The following is an 18,442-nucleotide window of genomic DNA, read 5'->3' as shown; positions in this document are numbered from 1 at the left end:
CTTAGGGAGTTCGATCAATGGTTGAGTTGGGTTGTTTTTTTAAAAATATGATTTCAGCTATCCATGTTTTCTATATGTTTTGGGTATTTGCTGTTAGGTTTGTAACCTCGACCTCTACAAGCAATTCAACTATAACCACAGGATTGCCCTGCTTGTCGAAACTTGTCGGTGATGGCAAATCGCAATCATGTGGCGAGCAGGCTTGCCCTGCGTTGGGCTGCGCAGCAGCCCCAAAACAGACGACATGGGTTTACGCTAGTAGCTCGTTTTTTCCCTATTGGGGCTGCTTCGCAGCCCAACGCAGGGCAAGCCTGCTCGCCACGGTGGTGGGGTGTTTCAGTGGTGTAGGTAGTGTTTTCACCATGTTGATGGGGCTTCCTGGCTGGCTTTTTTGGCGTTACTTATTTTCTTGAAGTTCAGTTTGATATCGAGTAAGACATTTAAGCAGTGTCGTCATAAACTTTCTTTTGTCGGCGATTTCGTCGTCGAAATAGGTGTCAAAGAGATAAAATACAGATTCAAAATTTTCAGATGTATCGAGGAAGTGGTTTAGCGTGTCGATATACCACTGGCGCTCCTCGGGTTTGTATGACAGATACTCAGGTTTGGTTAGCCCGTCAAATAACTCGGATAGTTCTTTTTCATCGTTTATATTTTTTGAAACGATGAAGGTTTCTCTTTCTGGGTCGTCGTAATTTTCAATACAGTAAGTGAAGAGCAGACTTCTTAGTATTGACGGTTTTGGTGGTCGTTTCATGTTATAACTCCTTGAGCGCGGTAATTGGATTTCCATTTTTATCTAGAATTACTCTGGCTTTGTTTGTGTCCCATATTGGAGATTTTATTTTTTATAGCCTTCTCCAAGTATCCTGCCCATTTCCATAGGTTCTCGGGGGGGCTCTAGATTGATTCGTCGAAAGACAAGTCGTGCGCTTGTTGTGGCGAGCAGTGAAATGGGTGGTGTTTTTACCATGTTGATGGGGCCTCCAGTCTGGCTTTTTGGAGGTCGTCTTTCCATACCTCGTTGGCTAGTCGGTGAATGTCTGCGAAGAAGCCGCGAGGGTTTACTATTTCAGTTTCGTCCCAGGCCATCGTTGAATATTCATCTGGGTCATCTTCAAAATAAGAATGGAAGTCAAAATTTTCTGTGGTTAAAGCGACTGATAAGTTCTCCATTAATTTGTATCGGTGACGATAGGAAAGCTTGTTGTATGGATCCAGGCAATATTTGAGAATTAAATTTTCTCTATCTTTTTCGTTGTTTGGGTCATAGACGTGTAGCTCTGCTCCCTTGGTATCTTCTCTATCGTAAATGTCAAAGACTCCCACGAAATAATATAAGCTCGCGTCGAAAATTATCTGGTTGGAAGATGGGTGGAATAAAATTTTTCATTCCTTTATTGGAAATAGGGCAAAGGATGTACCGTCTTCTCGGAATTTCATCTCGGCACCATTCATCGAATGATTGAATCTAGGGTGTGCTGATCCTTCGTGTTCGGCCTGTAGCCTCGCCCCGGTGGCCCCTTTCATGTGGCTAGCAGGCTTGCCCCAGTGATGGGTACGTTTCAGTGAGGTATGTGGTGTTTTCACCATGTTGATGGGTCTTCCAGGCTGGCTTTTTGGAGGTCGTCTTTCCAAGTAATATGAGCGAGCTGGTAGATCTCATTTAGAAAGTCCTTGGGGTTCTCAAGCTCATACCATTCGGCCCTTGGCCATGAGGCTGCTTCGTCTTCGTTGATTTCGAATAAGCTCTGGAAGTCATAGGTTTTGTCGTTCAGACATTCTTTTAGGTATTGAATTAACGCGTATTTATGCCTGTAGGAAAGATAGTCCAAGCTCAGGGCGTAGGTTTTTATGAGCTTTTCTCTGTCTCCTTTTTCATTTGGATTGTATTTCTCAAGCTCTTCACCAAGCTCTTGCTCTCGGTCATAGACATCAAACACGCCTATAAACCATTTGAGGCTCGGATTGAATGGCTCATTTAAGAACGGGTCTTTCAACATTACTTTTTCTCGGCAGGAAATGCGGTGAATGGCCTGGTGTTATCTTTTTTGTCGAATTTCACCTCGAACCAATTTAGGTTTTCATTTAGGTGTGGATTTGCTGAGTCTGCTTTGTTAGGTCGATAACCCCGCCCTGCGCCAGGTAATTCCAGTTTGAGTATTGGGTTTTGATTGTGGTCTTTTCCATTGAACGGTTCCAGTCCAAGCGATTCGCGTGTCAAGGCCTTGTTCAAGGCGCTCAGCTGCATTCGCCAATTATGAAACTGGGAGCTTAGATTTCCCTTCGCGCCAGGTTTATGCAATCCCGTGCCTGGGTCTGTTCCATCAATTGCTCTCTGCTTCAGAGCCGGATCGCTGATCTCGGGACCATGTTTGGCGACAGTATGCATGCCATATCTATCTTCTAATGCGAGTACGCGCCGTTTGGCGTTTGACTCTGCCAGTTCATATATTCGTGCCTGCCGCTGTTCCCGTGCCGGTTCTGGTACTCCGGGTTGCCGCTCATCGACCTTTGCCTGTCGGGACGGGTTTTTAAAGCCTGTGCCTGTTTTACAACCAGCTTCGCCCGGACAAGAGTTCAGGCCCAGCGGATCGACCCACCCTGTTGGATTGGGCACGTACCGGTACGCATTAATCCCACCCGCCAGCTTCACCGGGTCCGGCGTCAGGTAACGACCAATATCCGGATTGTAGTAGCGATGGCGGTTGTAGTGCAGCCGGCTTTCCGCATCAAAATATTGGCCCTGAAAACGCAGCGGGTTGTCGATTTTTCTTACGTCGAGGCGGGCTATTTCGCCGTAGGCGCGGTAATGCGCGGACCAGACGATTTCGCCCTCGGGGTTTGTCAGTTCCTGCGGCGTGCCGAGGTGGTCGAGTTGGTAGTGGAAGGGGTTGGTGTCTTCTGGGCCAAAGCCTTCCAGCAGTACCAACGGGCGAAAACTGTCTGGTTCGTAGAGGTAGCTGCGATGCCGATCCGCGTGGTGTTCTGCAACCAGCTTGTCGCCTTGCCAGAAAAACTCCGTGGTTTTTCCGTCCACCGTTTTGCTGATCCGCCGTCCAAACGGGTCATAGCGATAGCTGGCGGTTTGCCCGTTTGGTTGGGTAATACCAATCAACCGATGCTGGCAGTCGTAGCGGTATTCCGTAACGAGCTGATGGCCCTTGCCACGCCGCTGTCGGATCAGACTGCCGAAGGCGTCATAGTCGTAATGATGATCGCCCTGGATCATCAACCGATTCCCCGCCACGATGTCCGGGCCGGGGCGGTCTTGCATGAGCAGGTTGCCGACCGGGTCGTGGCCGAAGCGTTCCTGTAGGTCTTGGGAATGGTCGGCGCGGGTCAGGCGGGCGAGGGGGTCGTAGTGGTAGTGGTGTTCGCCTTTGCGGGTGTCGAGCAGGCGGGTGAGGTTGCCGCTTTTGTCGTAGTCGTATTGGCGTTGGTAGAGCGTGTGTTGCTGTTGGCTGACGGCGTGGGCGTGCAGGCGGTTCTGGTCGTCGTAGTGGTAGTGGCTGAGGAGCTGGCCCTGCTGGCGTTGGTGTTCGCGGCCGGTTTTGAACAGGTGGGAGGTGAGGGTTTCGCCATTCAGTTCGACGGTGGAAAGGTGGCCGCCTTTGTCGTGGTTGAAGGTAACGCGGTTGTTGTCCGGCAGGCGCAGGTGGTGCAGTTGGCCGCAGGCATCGTAGCCATAGCGCAAAGTGCCCCAGCCCTGGTGTTCGGCGGTGAGGCGGTTTTGTGGATCGTATTCGTAGGCCAGCGCCCAGTGGCCGTCGTCGACGCTGAGGAGATTGCCTTGGCGGTCGTAGGCATAGTCGACAACATTGCCGTCTGGCAGGGTTTTTCTTACGAGGCGACCGGCGTGGTCTCGCTCGTAGCGGGTAACGAGCTGACTGCCGTCGTCGCCGTGCTCGGTTTTTTCCGCCAGGTTGCCGTTGAGGTCATACACATAGGCCGTGCGCTGGCCGTCAAAACCGATTTCCTGCTGGATCAGGCCGTTGGGGTGGTAATCGAGCCGGTAGGTTTCGCCTGCCTCGTTCTCGATCGAGGTCAGCAGCAGGCGCGCATTGTCGTAGCGGTACTTAACGTGGCTGCCATCGGCGTTGATTCGGCGGCTGATCAGGTGCAGGCCGTCGGCGTATTCGTAGCGGGTGACGTGGCCGAGTTCGTCGTGTTCGGCGGTGATTTTTCCGTAGGCGTTGTAGCTGTATTCGCGTGTTGCACCGCCGGGTTGGGTCAGTTTTCGCAGGCGTCCGGCAGCGTCCCATTGGTACTGCGTGAGCTCGCCGTGCTCATCTTCCCGCGTGATCTGTCGCCCAAGATCGTCATAACGATAACGCTTGATACCCCCATTGGGCAGCAGCTCCTCAAGCAACTGCCCACGCTCATTCCAGACCAGCCGATGGCAACTGTTATCGGGAAACCAAACCCCCGTCAGCTGCCCATATTTGTTGTAGCTGTAGTCCGTGACATTGCCATCAGGATCGGTCTTACGAATGACGTCGCCCTGATCGTTACGCTCATACTTCCAGACGGCGAGCCCACGCCTTACGACCCGCACGAAACCGTTGTCATGCTCGTAGGACGTCGGCTCATCGTCCCCCGGAAACAGCGCCACCAAGCGTCCGGCGTCGTCGTACTGATACGCCGTCACCGCCCCAAGCGGGTCCTGCTCGACCGTCAGCCGGCCTTTGTCGTCATAGGATTTGAAGTGTTCAGCGCCGTCCGGATCAATGCGCTGCACCAAGCGTGCGCGGTCATCGTGGACATACACTTCCCGGCTGCCATCAGCGTTATGCACCGTGACACGGCCGTCATCGCCCCAGGTATACCGCGTATCCATCTGCGAAAAGCTGGCCCAGTGCCGAACACACCGAGCCGCCTTGCCAGCCCGTTCCCACTCCCAAAAGAAACTCGCGCCACCGGCCAGCCCGCGCTCAAGAATGACGTGCTGCTCGTCGTAGCGGTAAACCTCGCTTTCGCCTACAGCATTGGTCGCAGAAACCAGTCGGCCAAGGTCGTCATAGGCGTAGGAAACAACGCTTTGCTCGGTCACCCATTCGAAGGGCTCATGCCCTTTGGCCCGATGAACCTGATAGTCCACCGCCACAATGCGGCCCAATTCATACCGCAACAGCAGCGAGCGACCTACGCCATTGTCCAGCCGTTCAACCCGCCCCAAACGATCACGAAAAATCCGCAGCCGGTTGTCATACGCATCGCTGATGGCGGTCAGCACACCGTCGCGAAAGTGATAAAACCGCGACGCCTGAGCCAGCACCAACTCATCGGGCAATTCACCCAAATAAATCGCCGCTTCAGCCAAGCTATTGGTAATCGCTGGTCGAGCAGCAGAGGGCAGCACAAATTCAGTGCGGCGATTCTCATGATCGGTCCACACCACCGACTCACCGGAAACGCAAAGCCTGTGCGCCAGCGAATGGCTCCAGCCAAACCCCAGCCCGCCATCCACTTCCACCGCACTGGTGCGATACAGCCGCGTCCACTCAAACGGCAAAATCCCGTCCAGCGTGCCATCGGTGAGGGTCAGCAATTCCTCGCCGGTGACCATCGACACCGGGCAACCATTGGTAACGGTTTTGTCCGCAGGGGCCGCCGCATCGCCATTCAGGTTTTGGCCCGAAGCCGGCACATCATCCACAGGTTCCTGGCGTACCAACGTCGTCTGCTGCGTCTTGCCGCGCACCGCCGGCACCGGGTTGGCAACCAACTGATCCCCAGCCTTCAACGGCGCAACCGGCACGGTCTTGATCGGCGTCGCGGCACTGCCCAGCAAGATCGGCTTGGCCGCCTCGACATGCTCACCCAAGCGAGATTTACCGAATTGCCCGGCCAGTCGCTCCAGCCACTCACGCGCACGCCGAGACTTGATGCCGCCCAGCACCTGGGCGCTCATGCGTATCGCAATCCCCATGCCGCCCGTGGCCAGGGCCAGCACCAGGTTGATCAGCACGTCGGCGCCGATTTCCCCCAGCAACTCGTTCATGTAAGCAGGCGGCAACAACCGCATCCAACTGACCATGGCCGACAGGTAGATAAACAGCAGCGGCTCATCGCTGAGCACCAACAGGCCTTTTGCAAGCGCCTCGGCGCTGACATTCAGCAGCTGTTCAAACTCGGCCTGGGACAGATAACTCAGCAGCTTTTCAGCGTTGTCCAGCGGGTGCGCAAGCCACTCAAACAGCTGCTTGAGACTGTCCCAGAGTGAGTACAGCGCCTGGCCAAACCCTTTGGCGTAAGCCTGGTCCAGCATGAGATAGCGCTTGAGGACATTGGCCTCGGAGTAGTCCTGCCACAACGCTGCAAACGTGCCGTTCCACTCGCTGCGCAGCCAGCCTTCCAGCGGTTCGATGACCGATTGATAGGAGGCATACAGCGCTTTGAAGTGTTCGCTGGAAACGTTGGGGTAAAAATTGACCCGGTACTGCTGGTTGCGATCACACTCGGTGATTTCGAGAATGCCGCTGGGGCCGATGGTCTTGTGGATCGGCTCGCCCAATGGGCCGCCGTTGGGATCGACGCGTTGCAGCACCACCGGCGTATTGCCGATGGGCACAAAGCGCGCGCTTTGGAACATGTGCACCAGGGTCAACGTACCGTTGGCCTGGCAGGTGGCGACGGTGGTGCTGGGAATGATCGAACGGTCGATCGGCGCCACCAGCGCCACTTCGTCACCGACCTTGAACACCTGTTCGACGTCCAGCGCTGAAAAGCTGAAAAAGCTTTCTGCCCAGGCATCGTAGGTATTGAGGCAGCGTCTGAAATCGCCGAGAACGGACTCGACATCCCGCGTCTTCGAATCCATGGCCGCCAGCACCAGCAGGCCAATGGTCTGGCCGGTGGCGGCGATCAAAAGAAAACCCCGCAAGCCGAAGCGCTAACCCAAAAAACCATCTGCAATCCCTCGCACTGTGTGATCAGGCGAAGGACTTTGCAGAGGTTTTCAGGACAACTCTGTAGAGTTTATCCGGCGTTTACGTGGGAAGTTTCAACGACCTTCGTGCGCTCCCGGCCAATCACCAGGCTGCACAGCGCCGGTAGGAACAGCAGCGTCAACACGGTGCCTACCAGCACCCCGCCAATCAGCACGTAGGCCAGGGACGACCAGAACACCGACAGCGTCAACGGAATAAACGCCAGCGCCGCCGCCAATGCGGTCAGGATCACCGGCCGCGCCCGGCGCACGGTGGCCTCGATAATCGCCTCGCGCACCGCCATGCCATGGTCCTGGTTCTGGCGAATCTGGTCGGTAAAGATCAGCGTGTTGCGCATCAAAATACCGCCAATCCCGATCAGGCCCAGAATCGCGTTAAAGCCGAACGGCTGGTTGAACAGCAGCAAGGTCGGCACCGCGCCAATCAAACCCAGCGGCGCCGTGGCGAAGACCATGAACATCACGCCGAACGAGCGCACCTGGAACATGATCACCGTGAGGGTCAGCAAAATCATGATCGGGAACAGCGCCGCCAGCGCCACGTTGGCCTTGGCGCTTTCTTCCACCGGGCCGCCGATCTCGATCTGGTAACCGGCGGGCAGCTTGGCGATCAGGGGTTGCAGGTCTTTGTACACGGCCATTTCCACGTCGGGCGGTTGCACGCCGTCGATGATGTCGGCGCGCACTTCCACGGTGCTTGCACGGTTGCGCCGCTTGAGGATCGGCTCTTCCATCACCGCCTGGAAGTGCCCGACCTGGGCCAGCGGCACCGAGGTGCCGGCACTGTTGGTGAGGGTCATGTTGTTGAGGTTGCCGAGGTTTTCGCGCTGGTGGCCCTGGGCGCGCGCGACCACCGACACGGTGCGGTTGCCTTCGCGCACTTCGGTGATCGGGTTGCCGCTGAGCAGGGCGTTGAGCTGGGATTTGACCTCGTTGGGCGTGAAGCCCAGCAGGCGCAGGCGGTCCTGGTCCAGCACCAGCCGATAGCCGCTGGTGCGCTCGCCCCAGTCGAGGAACGCGTCCTTGGTCAGCGTGTTGGCCGCCACGACGCGGCGCACGTCTTCGGACACCCCGCGCAGCACATCCAGGTTCGGCCCGGACACACGAAACACCACCGGGAACGGCACCGGCGGGCCAAACAGCAATTGCGTGACGCGCACCCGCGCTGCCGGGAATTCACCGGCGGCAATGCGTTCACGCATGCGCAGTTTCAGCGCGTCACGGGCATGGGAGTCCGGTGTTTGCACAATCAGTTTGGCAAACGCCGGGTCGGGCAGTTCGGGGTTCAGCGACAGGAAAAAGCGTGGCGCACCGCCGCCCACATAGGTGTCGACCAGGCTGGTTTGCGGCTCTTGCAGCAACGCTTTTTCCAGCTGCGCCGCCACCGCTTCGGTGCTTTTGAAGGCGCTGCCGGGCGGCATGTACACCTCAAGAATCAGCTCGGAACGGTCGGAGTTGGGGAAAAACTGCTTCTTCACCACGCCCATGCCCAGCACGCACAGCACAAAAGCACCGACCACCAGGCCAGTGACCAGCCAGCGTTGGCGCACGCAGGTTTCAACCAGGCTGCGCAGTTTCTGGTAATAACGGCCGGCGTAAATCGCGTCATGCCCGCCTGGCACCGGTTTGATCTGCGGCAGCAACTTCACGCCCAGGTACGGCGTGAACACCACGGCCACCAGCCAGGACGAGATCAGCGCAAAACCGACGATCCAGAAGATATTGCCGGCATATTCGCCGGCGCCGGAGCGCGCAAAACCCACCGGCAGAAAGCCGATGATGGTCACCAAGGTGCCGGTGAGCATCGGCGCCGCAGTGGAGCTCCAGGCAAACGTGGCGGCGTGAATCCGGTCAAACCCTTCTTCGAGTTTTACCACCATCATCTCGATGGCGATGATCGCGTCGTCCACCAGCAAACCCAGGGAAATAATCAGCGCGCCCAAGGTAATGCGGTCAAATTCACGCCCGGTGAGCAGCATGATCACAAACACTACGGATAAGGTCAGCGGCACCGCGGCAGCCACCACCAGCCCCACGCGAAAGCCCAGGGCCAACAGGCTGATCACCATCACCACGGCCAGGGCAACAAAGAACTTGAGCATGAATTCATTCACCGCCAGGCTGATGTTTTTCGCCTGGTCGGAGACCTTGGCGAAGTTCACCCCCAGCGGCAGGTCCGCCTGGATTCTGGCTTCCTGGGCCTTGAGGCTTTTGTCCAGTTCCAGGCCGTTCCAGTGTTTCTCCATGATCACGCCCAGCATCAGCGCCGGGTCGCCCTGATGGCGGATGCGGTAGCTGGGCGGGTCTTCATAACCACGGCTCACGGTCGCCACATCGGCAATGCGCAGCACGCGGCCGTTGACTTCCAGCGGTACGTTTTCGATCAGCGCCAGGCTGTCGAAGGCGCCGTCGATGCGGATATAGGCACGCGCGCCGGCGGTTTCGACAAAACCCGACGGCGCCACCGCGTTTTGCGCGGCGAGGGCGGCGAAGATCTGGTCGGGCTTGATGCCCAACGTGGCCAGCCGCTCATAAGAGAACTCGACAAAGATCCGCTGCGCCTGCTCGCCGAGGATATTGACCTTCTTCACGCCCGGCAGGTTGAGCAAGCCCTGGCGCAAGTCTTCGGCCATCTGCACTTGCTGGCGATGGGGCAGGTGTTCGGCTTCCAGCGCATACAGGGCGAAATACACGTCGGAATATTCATCGTTGAAGAACGGCCCGATCACGCCTTTGGGCAGTTTCGCCGCTTCGTCGCTGAGCTTTTTGCGGGTCTGGTAGAACAGGCCCTGGATCTCGCTGGGGCGCGTGGACTCCTTGTAGGTCATGCGCATCGACACGAAACCCGGCTGGGCGATAGTCTCGACGCGGTCGTAGTAGTCCAGTTCCTGCAGGCGTTTTTCCAGGCGGTCGGCGACCTGTTCCTGCATCTCCTGGGCGGTGGCGCCGGGCCAGGCGGCGGTGATGGTCATGACCTTGACGGTAAACGACGGGTCTTCGGCGCGCCCCAGCTTGCCGAACGAGAAGATTCCGGCGGCGAGGATCGCAATGATCAGAAACAGCGTGACGGCGCGGTGCTTGACCGCCAGTTCGGAGAGGTTGATGCCGCGCATGCTCAGTGGTCCTGTTTACGGTTGAGGGCCAGTGTCTGGGCCGGCAGCAGGCGTACCGTGTCGCCGCTGTGCAGCAAGTGCGCGCCAAGGGCGACGACGATCTGGCCGGGCGTTACGCCACTCTCCAGCAGCGCGTCTTCCTGGCCGAGGCTGGCCACGTTGACGGGGGCGAAGCTGACCTTGTCGTCCGCGCCGATCACCCACACGCCGGTGCCTTGCCCCGCATCCTGCAACGCGCCGATGGGCACGCGGGTTTGCTGGGCCTGGCCGTTGCCTTGCAGGCGCACGGTGATGGTGGAGCCGAGGGCAAAACGGTCGACGGCGCCATGCAGCACGTAGCGTGCGCGGTAGGTGCGGGTGGTGGGGTCGGCGCTGGCCGACAGCTCGCGCAGCGTGGCTGTCACGGCCTGGTCCTGTGCGCCGAACGGGAAGGCCAGGGCTTTTTGCGCGGCTTGGTCACGCTGGTTTTCCGGCAGGTTGACGATGGCTTCGCGGGCGCCGTCATGGGCCAGGCGCGCCACGATCTGGCCTTCGGCGACCACTTGGCCGCGATCCACGCGCACATCGGTGATGATGCCGTCGCCGTCGGCCTTGAGCACCGAGTAGGTGCGGCGGTTTTCGATCTGGCTGGCATCCGATTGCGCCGCGGCCAGTTCGGCTTCGGCCACGCGCAGGTTGGTCGCCGACTGGTCGAAGATCTGCCGCGACACAGCGCCGGTACTGGCCAGGCGCTGGTAGCGGTTTTCGTCATCACGGCGCTGGCGCAATTGCGCTTGGGCCGCGTTGACGCGGTTTTTGGCCGAACGCAGGGCCAGTTCGAAGTCGCCGATGTCCAGCACCAATAAGGTGTCACCACGGGCGACGTGCTGGCCGGGGTCGACCTTGCGTTCGATGACTTTACCGCTGACCCGGAAGCCCAAATCGCTTTCGGTGCGCGCCGCGACCACACCGGTGTAGGCGCTTTGCTGGGTGCCGGCGGCTTCTACCTTGGCGGCCAGAACGGGACCCGGCAGGGGCACTTCGGCGGCGGTGTCGGCCTTGCTGTTGCAGCCGCTGAGGATAATCAACAGGCCCAGGGGCGTGAGAAGACGCAGGGGAAGAGGGTGCATGACGGGCTCCAGGGGTGGCCAATGGGTAAAAAATTATGGACATAATTTTTTGCTCATATTATGGTCGAAATATAAATTAATCCAGCCCCCGGATATTCCTTATGTCGAACGCCCCGGCCCCGTCGCGAAGCCTGTTGTTTTTACTGGTGGCGCTCACCGCACTCGGTGAAGTCTCGACCCAATTGCTGATCCCCGGCCTCGGCGCTATCGAGCAGGCACTGGCGGCGCCAGCGGGTTCGGCGTTGCTGGCGTTGTCGGCATTTGTCGCCGCCTTTGGCCTTGGGCAGTTGCTGTTCGGGCCACTGTCGGACCGCATCGGCCGCCGCCCCGTGCTGCTCGGCGGGTTGGCGCTGTATGTGCTGGCGACCCTGTCGATGCTGCTGGTCAGCGACATTCAACAGTTCATTGCCGCCCGCGTGCTGCAAGGCCTGGGCGCCTGCGCCGCGTTGGTGCTGGCGCGCACAGTGGTGCGCGATGTGTGGAAGGTTGAAGCGGGGCCGGCCCTGGCGTTGACCATGATTGGCATGCTCTACGCCATCGTGGTGGCGCCGATGATCGGTGGCCTGCTGATCAAACTGCTGGGCTGGCAAGCGCCGATCGTGCTGGCGCTGGTGATCGGCAGCGTGGTGCTGGTGTTGGCGCTGCTGTTTTTTCGCGAGAGCAATCACTTTCTCGACCCCAAGGCCGGGCATTGGCGCACGCTCGGCGGGCAATACCTGGATTTGCTCAAGGGCCGTCAGTATCGGGCGTACGCGGCGGCGTTGGCCTGCACCTACGGCGCGATGTTCGCGGTGATTGCGGGTTCATCGGCGGTGTTTATCAACTTGCTGGGGTTCAGCAGCCTGGAGTACGGGCTTAATTTTGGCCTGATCGTGTCGATGCTGATCGTGGGTTCTACCTACACCCGGCGCAATATCCTGCGTCTGGGGCCGCAACGCATTGTGTCAATGGGCGTGACGCTGGTGGCCATCGGCGGGATTCTGGCGGTGGTGATTTACGAGCTGTTCGGCCTGTCGGCGCTGGGCCTGGATATTCCGGTGGCATTGGTCACCCTCGGCGGCGGCCTGGTGTTGCCGGGCTCGGTGACGGGCGGGGTGATGCCCAACGCCCATCGTGCGGGGTTGGCGGCGGGGTTGATGGGCTTTTCGCAGATGTTTGGCGCAACGTGCAGTGGGCTGTTGCTGAGCCATTTGCGTGATGGCAGCGCCACGCCGATGATCATGATCCAGGCGAGCTTTGCGGTGTCGGCGTTTGTGGCGTTCTACCTGTTGCGCCAGCGCCAAGCGGTGCTCGCAGCGGCGTAGCCTTGCTTTTATGTGGGAGCGGGCTTGTCGGGTCGCCGCATCGCTGCGATAGCATCACCGCGTTTTTACTGAAAGACCGAGGTGTCTGCATCGCAGGCAAGCCAGCTCCCACAGTTGAACCGTGGTTGAATCAGGCCATGTCGTTCTCCAGATAGAACGCTACGTGCTGTTTTTGCCGTCTAGCGCTGTAAAGGTAGCGGATTTAAGCTGTGTTCATGCACTGCTTTCACGCCTTTGGAGACACACCATGAAAAATATCATCGGTATCTACACCAGCCCTCGCGGCCATTGGGTAGGCGACGGCTTTCCGGTTCGCACGCTGTTTTCCTACGACACCATGGGCAAACACATCAGCCCGTTCCTGTTGCTGGACCACGCCGGGCCGGCTGATTTCACCCCGACTCAAACCCGTCGCGGCGTCGGCCAGCACCCGCATCGCGGCTTCGAGACCGTGACCATCGTCTACAAGGGCGAAGTCGAGCACCGCGATTCCACCGGCGCTGGCGGCACCATCGGCCCTGGCGATGTGCAATGGATGACCGCGGCCAAAGGCATCCTGCATGAGGAGTTCCACTCCGAGGCGTTTGCCCAAAAGGGCGGCGCGCTGGAAATGGTGCAGTTGTGGGTCAACCTGCCCGCCAAGGACAAAATGACCGATGCCGGCTACCAGACCATTCTCGACGGCGATATCCCGGCGCTGCCCCTGGCCGATAACGCCGGCAGCCTGCGCCTGATTGCCGGCGAGTTTGCCGGTACAAAAGGCCCGGCCCGCACCTTCACGCCGATCGACGTGTGGGATGTGCGCCTCAATGCCGGCAAGTCGGTGACCCTCGACCTGCACGCCGGGCGCAATACCGCGCTGGTGGTGCTCAAAGGCACGGTGCAGGTCAATGGCCAGGAACTGGTGCGCGAAGGGCAACTGGCGTTGTTCGAACGCGACGGCGATCAACTCGCGCTCGAGTCCAACAACGACGCGATGTTTCTGTTGCTCAGCGGTGAACCCATCGACGAGCCCATCGTCGGCCACGGGCCGTTCGTGATGAACACCGAGCAAGAGATTCACCAGGCCTTTGCCGACTTCCAGTCCGGCCAGTTCGGCCAGATGCACGCCTGATTCACCCCGGACTATCGCAACCTGTTCACCAGCGATAACGCGTTGACTGGCGGCAAGTAAGCCCAAGACCCAAGCGTTGCCACATACCCCCTGTGTGGAGCGGGCTCTGTGTGGGAGCCCGCTCCCACACAAAACCAGCTCCCACCTTAAGCCCACACACATTTTGTGCTGCGCTATACCCGCTAACTTCAATTCATGCGATCTTCTCGCCACACACCCTGGAGTCGCCTGGATGCCCTCATTTATCGCTGATCACCCGATGCTGTGCGCCGTGGCGCTGATCTTTATCGACATCGCCGTGTGGCGGCTTATTTCCGCCGACCTGGCCAACTGGAAACTGGCCGCGCGCCTGGCGATCTTTGCGGTGTTCAGCGCCGTGCTGTTCAACGACGGCATGAACCCCATGCAACTCGCGCCCTATGGCGACAACACCGCGCTGCACCTGGCGGCCACGGCGTTGCAGATCGGCTGGTGGCTGTTTGCCGCGCGGACCCTCACGGTCTTGCTCGGCACGGTCATGATGAATCGCGTCGGGCACGGCGGGCGCTTGCTGCAAGACCTGCTGGGCGCGGTGATCTTTTTGATCGCGATCATCGCCGCCATGGCCTATGTGCTCGACCTGCCGGTCAAGGGCGTGCTCGCCACCTCCGGCGCGGTGGCGATCATCGTCGGCCTGGCGTTGCAAAGCACCTTGAGCGACGTGTTTTCCGGAATCGTGCTCAACACCACCAAGCCGTATCAGGTGGATGACTGGATCTCCATCGACGGCACCGAGGGGCGCGTCACCGACATCGACTGGCGCGCCACGCGCCTGCAAACCTCCCAGGGCAGCATGGCGGTGATCCCCAACTCCCTGGCGGCCAAGGCCAAGATCATCAACTTCTCACGCCCGGCGGACATGTTCGGCCTGGCGGTCAGCCTGCAAGTCAGCCCGCATGCGCGCCCGCAAACCGTGATCGAAGCGCTGGAGCGTGCGATGCAAGGTTGCCGGCCTTTGCTGGCCAAACCCGCGCCCAGCGTGGCGTTCAAGACCTCCGCCAGTGGCGGCGTGGAATACGAGATCAGCGGGTTCGTGCCGGCCATGGGCCAAAAGCGTGAAGTGCGTAACCAGCTTTACGACCTGGCGTTCCGTCACCTGCAAGCGGCGGGTGTGGGTGTGCTGTCGGCCACCGAAAGCAGCGCGCCACCGCTGATGTCGCCTGCACGGGCGCTGCTGGAGCGTTCGTCGATTTTTTCCACGTTGCGCCAGGAAGAAAAAGACACCTTCAGCCAGAACATGACCCTGCACACCTACCGCGCCGGCGAGATGATCCTGCCGGCCGGGGAGGTCAGCGACCATTTGTTTATCGTCGAGTCCGGCGTGGTTTCGGTGATGTTGATCAAGGGCGGCCACACGTTCGAAGCCGGGCGCATGGGGCCGGGCGAAGTGATTGGCGAGTCGGGGATTTTGTCCGAGCAAGCGGCGTTGGCGGACTTTACCGCCAAGACCTTCTGCACGCTGTATCGCATCGAAAATGAATACCTCAAACCTTGCCTGGACGCGCGCCACGACATCAGCGAGGCGATGAAAGCGCTGCTGGATTTCCGCCTGCACGCCGCGCAAGTCCTGACCCAGGATGCGCCGGTGGTGCCGGTCAAGAAAGGCTTTTTGCAATGGCTGCGTAATCGCGGGTTGTAAGCCCATAGCGCCATATCTTCTGGATGTAACGCGATCTAAATGTGGGAGCGGGCTTGCTCGCGAATACGGTGGGTCAGCCACCTTTGCATCGACTGACACTACGCTTTCGCGAGCAAGCCCGCTCCCACATTCAGACTGAGTTGTTTCAGTTGGAGAGTGCGCACCGGGTTCGGCGCGCACTGCTGGTTGCTCAATGGCTCAAATACACCGGACTATCGGTGGACAGCGAGGCTTTTACCGCGTGGGTCATGTCGGTGATCAGCGCTTCTTCGCGGTCTTCACTCAATGCCTTCAAGGTAATGGCCACCACTTCCTGCGGCGTGCTTTTCGGCGCCTGCACATCCGCCACCATGTCGGTGTCGATATAGGCCGGGTGTACGCCGATCACCAAGGTGTTCTGCTCGCGCAATTCACCGCGCAGGCCATTGGTAAGGCCCCACTGCGCCGACTTGGAGGTGCTGTAGCCGCCGGAGCCGGGCGGGCTCAGCCAGCTCAGTACCGAGAGGATATTGATCAACGCGCCGCCACCGTGCTGGGCCAGGATCGGCGCAAACGCGCGGCTCAGGCGCAAGGTGCCGAAGGTGTTCACCTCAAAGTGCTGCTGCAGGTTTTCGATACTGTCTTCGGCCAGCAACGAACCGTACTTGAGCCAGCCTGCGTTGTTGATCAACACACTCACATCGCCGCACTGCTCGGCGGCGCGCTGCACGCTGGCCGGGTCGGTAATGTCCAGGGCAATCGGCGTGCTGCCGGGGATATCCACACTGGCCGGGTCACGTGCACCGGCATACACCTTGGCCGCACCGGCTGCCAGCAGCGCGGTGACAAACGCTTTGCCCAGGCCACGATTGGCACCGGTAACCAACACCACTTTTCCACGAATATCCATGATGCACTCCAGGCAACGAATTAGGTTTAATAATGAAACCGTTTTTATCTTGAGCCTGTTGGTCCTATAATGCAACCTAATGTTTCAGCATGCCCGGAGGTCCGACGATGAAACGCAAATGCCTGGAAGGCGACTGTTGCCCGGTCGCCCGCGCGCTCGACGTGGTGGGGGATTGGTGGACGCTGTTGATCATCCGCGACGCCTACGCCGGGGTGACGCGCTTCGGTGACTTCCAAAAACACCTGGGCGTGGCGAAAAACATCCTCGCCACGCGCCTCAAGGACATGGTCGAACAAGGCTTGCTGCAAACCAGCGAAGTGGGTGCGCGCAGCGAATATCAACTCACCGACAAAGGCCGCGCACTGATGCCGGTGCTGGTAACCCTGGCGCAATGGGGCGAAACCTTCACGCAGCCGGCCGATGGCGCCACCCACTTGCTGGATGCGCGCTTGCTCAAGCCGCTGCGCAAGGTTGAGATCGTTTCCGAGGATGGCCGGGTGCTGGGCCTGGAAGACATCATCACGCAGATGCCAGCGGCATAACGACTGGGCTATTGTGGCGAGCAGGCTTGCCCTGCGCTGGGTGGCGAAGCCACCCCAATCCAGGCGGCGCGGTGAGTCAGGCAGAAAGAGCTGGGGCTGCTTCGCAGCCTAACGCAGGGCAAGCCTGCTCGCCACAAAGGGTGCATGGCGACCTGAAACGCTCTCGGGCAAAGTCTCCAATACATCAGGGGCATTTTCTTCAATACCACCGCCGTTAAGCCCTTTACCGTGAAGCCATCGTCACTCGGCATCACCAAAAGGAACTGCAATGAGCTTGATCATCTCCATGGCCGCCTTCGCTTTGGCCACGTCCATCACCCCCGGCCCGGTCAATGTGGTGGCGCTCAGTTCGGGCGCACGCTTTGGCTTTGCCGCCAGCCAGAAACACGTGTTCGGCGCCGCCGTGGGCTTTACCTTGCTGCTGGTGCTGATCGGCCTGGGCCTGCATGAAGTGCTGGTGCGCTGGCCGATCCTCACCCAGTTGATCCAGTGGGGCGGGGTCGCGTTTTTGCTGTACATGGCCTGGAAACTCGCGGTCGACGATGGCCGGCTTGACGCCGAAGGCACCGCCACCGCGCCGTCGATGCTCTACGGCGCGATCATGCAATGGCTCAACCCCAAGGCCTGGCTGGCCTGCGTGGCGGGCATGGGGTTGTTCGTGGCCGATGGCGATGCGCGCCAAGTCTGGCTGTTCGCGGGTTTGTACCTGGTGATCTGCTACCTGTCGGTAGCGTGCTGGGCCTACGCCGGCACGTTTTTGCGGCGCTACCTGAACAACCCCCAGGGTGTGCGCCTGTTCAACCGCTCAATGGCCGCGTTGCTGGTGGCCAGTGTGGGTTATTTGCTGATGGCTTGAGCAAGTCGCGGTATTGCCCCGGCGTGGCGGCGAAATGCAGTTTGAAGGTGCGCTGAAAATGCGCCTGGTCGGCGAACCCGGCGGCCAGGGCCACATCGGCGATCAGCTCGCCATTGCGCAATTGCGTGCGGGCAAACTGAATGCGCCGGTTCACCAGAAACGCATGGGGCGTGAGCCCGTAATACTGTTTGAACGCGCGGATCAGGTACGACGGCGACAGCTCGGCCGCCAGGCAAATATCTTCCAGCTTCAAGGCCTCAGTGCAATGCGCGCGGATGTACTCGGCGGCGCGCTCCAGCTTGTGGTTGACCTCACGCAGCGGCGTCAACGACGGGTTCAGGCGCTGCTGCACCTCGGTGAAATAACTCACCAGCGCACTCTCTTTCTGCAGCAGCTCGGCCTGCTCATCCAGCAGCATTGCGTACAGCTCGATCAGGCCGTTATACAAAACAGTGTCGCGGGTATGCGGGGTATTGAACGGCCGATAACCCTGCTCGGTACTGAAACCCAGCTGGTATTGCAGGTCCGTGAGCCACGGTGTGTCGAGGTAAATCATGTGATACGACCAATGCTGGTCGTGGATCGGGTTGCACGCGTGCACATCGCCGGGGTTCATCAACACCACCGTGCCGGCGCTGATCTCGAAGGTCTGCGCGCCATAGTGGTAATAACTGCGCCCGCGGGTGATGGCGCCGATGGAAAAATGCTCGTGGGCGTGACGGGTGTAAGTGACCTTGCGCCCGTCAGCAATGGTGCGCGCCTCGATAAACGGCAAGCGCTCGTCACGCCAGAAGCGTGGCGCGTGCGCGGGGTGAGGCGGGGTGTTCAGCGACATGGCGGTGGCTCCATCCCTTGAGACGAGTGGCGATCATTGCACAGAGCGCC

The 18,442-nt window shown here is 59.5% G+C and carries 13 protein-coding genes; 6 read left to right on the top strand and 7 right to left on the bottom strand.

The genetic code is table 11. The annotated features are described in order from the left end of the window. The first annotated feature begins 17 nt into the window (after positions 1-17). Positions 18-413, top strand: coding sequence for a hypothetical protein (locus QF043_RS17075; protein ID WP_307419460.1), 396 nt, complete (start codon positions 18-20; stop codon positions 411-413). Here QF043_RS17075 and QF043_RS17070 read toward each other — a convergent pair. From QF043_RS17070 to QF043_RS17050, 5 genes are all read right to left on the bottom strand, one after another. Then, positions 398-757, bottom strand: a complete 360-nt coding sequence (locus tag QF043_RS17070) for a hypothetical protein (protein ID WP_307419459.1) — start codon at positions 755-757, stop codon at positions 398-400. The genes QF043_RS17075 and QF043_RS17070 overlap by 16 nt on opposite strands. An 829-nt stretch (positions 758-1,586) precedes the next feature. Continuing rightward, the gene (locus QF043_RS17065; RefSeq protein WP_307419458.1) at positions 1,587-2,003 is read right to left on the bottom strand and encodes a hypothetical protein; all 417 of its coding nucleotides are present in this window, start codon (positions 2,001-2,003) and stop codon (positions 1,587-1,589) included. Further along, positions 2,003-6,823 carry an RHS repeat-associated core domain-containing protein gene (locus QF043_RS17060; RefSeq protein ID WP_307421423.1) on the bottom strand — a complete coding sequence of 1,607 codons (4,821 nt, stop codon included), beginning with the start codon at positions 6,821-6,823 and terminating at the stop codon, positions 2,003-2,005. Before QF043_RS17060 ends, QF043_RS17065 begins: the two co-directional genes overlap by 1 nt. A 158-nt stretch (positions 6,824-6,981) precedes the next feature. After that, on the bottom strand, positions 6,982-10,065 hold the full coding sequence (locus tag QF043_RS17055; RefSeq protein ID WP_307419457.1) for an efflux RND transporter permease subunit: 3,084 nt from the start codon (positions 10,063-10,065) through the stop codon (positions 6,982-6,984). Between the two features lie 2 nt (positions 10,066-10,067). Beyond that, positions 10,068-11,174: an efflux RND transporter periplasmic adaptor subunit gene (locus tag QF043_RS17050; RefSeq protein WP_307419456.1), complete on the bottom strand. Its 1,107-nt coding sequence runs from the start codon at positions 11,172-11,174 to the stop codon at positions 10,068-10,070. A 101-nt stretch (positions 11,175-11,275) separates the two neighbouring features. On the opposite strand from QF043_RS17050, the gene QF043_RS17045 reads away from it, so the two are divergent. From QF043_RS17045 to QF043_RS17035, 3 genes are all read left to right on the top strand, one after another. Then, positions 11,276-12,478: a multidrug effflux MFS transporter gene (locus QF043_RS17045; RefSeq protein WP_307419455.1), complete on the top strand. Its 1,203-nt coding sequence runs from the start codon at positions 11,276-11,278 to the stop codon at positions 12,476-12,478. A gap of 247 nt (positions 12,479-12,725) precedes the next feature. Beyond that, on the top strand, positions 12,726-13,592 hold the full coding sequence (locus QF043_RS17040) for a pirin family protein (protein WP_307419454.1): 867 nt from the start codon (positions 12,726-12,728) through the stop codon (positions 13,590-13,592). Between the two features lie 232 nt (positions 13,593-13,824). Beyond that, a complete protein-coding gene (locus tag QF043_RS17035; RefSeq protein WP_305459355.1) occupies positions 13,825-15,270 on the top strand; it encodes a mechanosensitive ion channel domain-containing protein in 1,446 nt (481 codons plus the stop codon). A 190-nt stretch (positions 15,271-15,460) separates the two neighbouring features. On the opposite strand, the gene QF043_RS17030 is transcribed toward QF043_RS17035, so the two are convergent. Then, complete coding sequence (locus QF043_RS17030) at positions 15,461-16,159, bottom strand: SDR family oxidoreductase (RefSeq protein WP_307419452.1); 699 nt, start codon at positions 16,157-16,159, stop codon at positions 15,461-15,463. Positions 16,160-16,266: 107 nt separating this feature from the next. On the opposite strand from QF043_RS17030, the gene QF043_RS17025 reads away from it, so the two are divergent. Both QF043_RS17025 and QF043_RS17020 read left to right on the top strand, forming a co-directional pair. Further along, positions 16,267-16,701 carry a helix-turn-helix domain-containing protein gene (locus QF043_RS17025; RefSeq protein ID WP_138453489.1) on the top strand — a complete coding sequence of 145 codons (435 nt, stop codon included), beginning with the start codon at positions 16,267-16,269 and terminating at the stop codon, positions 16,699-16,701. A gap of 268 nt (positions 16,702-16,969) precedes the next feature. Then, positions 16,970-17,557, top strand: coding sequence for a LysE family translocator (locus QF043_RS17020; protein ID WP_307419451.1), 588 nt, complete (start codon positions 16,970-16,972; stop codon positions 17,555-17,557). Here the strand turns inward: QF043_RS17020 and QF043_RS17015 are convergent. After that, complete coding sequence (locus tag QF043_RS17015; protein ID WP_307419449.1) at positions 17,499-18,392, bottom strand: AraC family transcriptional regulator; 894 nt, start codon at positions 18,390-18,392, stop codon at positions 17,499-17,501. The two genes, QF043_RS17020 and QF043_RS17015, sit on opposite strands and share 59 nt — an antisense overlap. Positions 18,393-18,442: the final 50 nt, after the last annotated feature.

Source organism: Pseudomonas sp. W3I7, from assembly GCF_030816095.1.
Taxonomy (GTDB): Bacteria; Pseudomonadota; Gammaproteobacteria; order Pseudomonadales; family Pseudomonadaceae; genus Aquipseudomonas; species Aquipseudomonas salomonii.
The sequence above is the reverse complement of the archived record's forward strand: the minus strand, read 5'-3'. Positions and strand labels throughout refer to the sequence as shown.

Coding starts and splice junctions, on each gene's coding strand:
- QF043_RS17030 (WP_307419452.1), bottom strand. CDS start 16,159: ATGGATATTCGTGGAAAAGTGGTGTTGGTTACCGGTGCCAATCGTGGC.
- QF043_RS17025 (WP_138453489.1), top strand. CDS start 16,267: ATGAAACGCAAATGCCTGGAAGGCGACTGTTGCCCGGTCGCCCGCGCG.
- QF043_RS17050 (WP_307419456.1), bottom strand. CDS start 11,174: ATGCACCCTCTTCCCCTGCGTCTTCTCACGCCCCTGGGCCTGTTGATT.
- QF043_RS17020 (WP_307419451.1), top strand. CDS start 16,970: ATGAGCTTGATCATCTCCATGGCCGCCTTCGCTTTGGCCACGTCCATC.
- QF043_RS17055 (WP_307419457.1), bottom strand. CDS start 10,065: ATGCGCGGCATCAACCTCTCCGAACTGGCGGTCAAGCACCGCGCCGTC.
- QF043_RS17065 (WP_307419458.1), bottom strand. CDS start 2,003: ATGTTGAAAGACCCGTTCTTAAATGAGCCATTCAATCCGAGCCTCAAA.
- QF043_RS17060 (WP_307421423.1), bottom strand. CDS start 6,823: ATGGATTCGAAGACGCGGGATGTCGAGTCCGTTCTCGGCGATTTCAGA.
- QF043_RS17075 (WP_307419460.1), top strand. CDS start 18: ATGGTTGAGTTGGGTTGTTTTTTTAAAAATATGATTTCAGCTATCCAT.
- QF043_RS17035 (WP_305459355.1), top strand. CDS start 13,825: ATGCCCTCATTTATCGCTGATCACCCGATGCTGTGCGCCGTGGCGCTG.
- QF043_RS17045 (WP_307419455.1), top strand. CDS start 11,276: ATGTCGAACGCCCCGGCCCCGTCGCGAAGCCTGTTGTTTTTACTGGTG.
- QF043_RS17070 (WP_307419459.1), bottom strand. CDS start 757: ATGAAACGACCACCAAAACCGTCAATACTAAGAAGTCTGCTCTTCACT.
- QF043_RS17015 (WP_307419449.1), bottom strand. CDS start 18,392: ATGTCGCTGAACACCCCGCCTCACCCCGCGCACGCGCCACGCTTCTGG.
- QF043_RS17040 (WP_307419454.1), top strand. CDS start 12,726: ATGAAAAATATCATCGGTATCTACACCAGCCCTCGCGGCCATTGGGTA.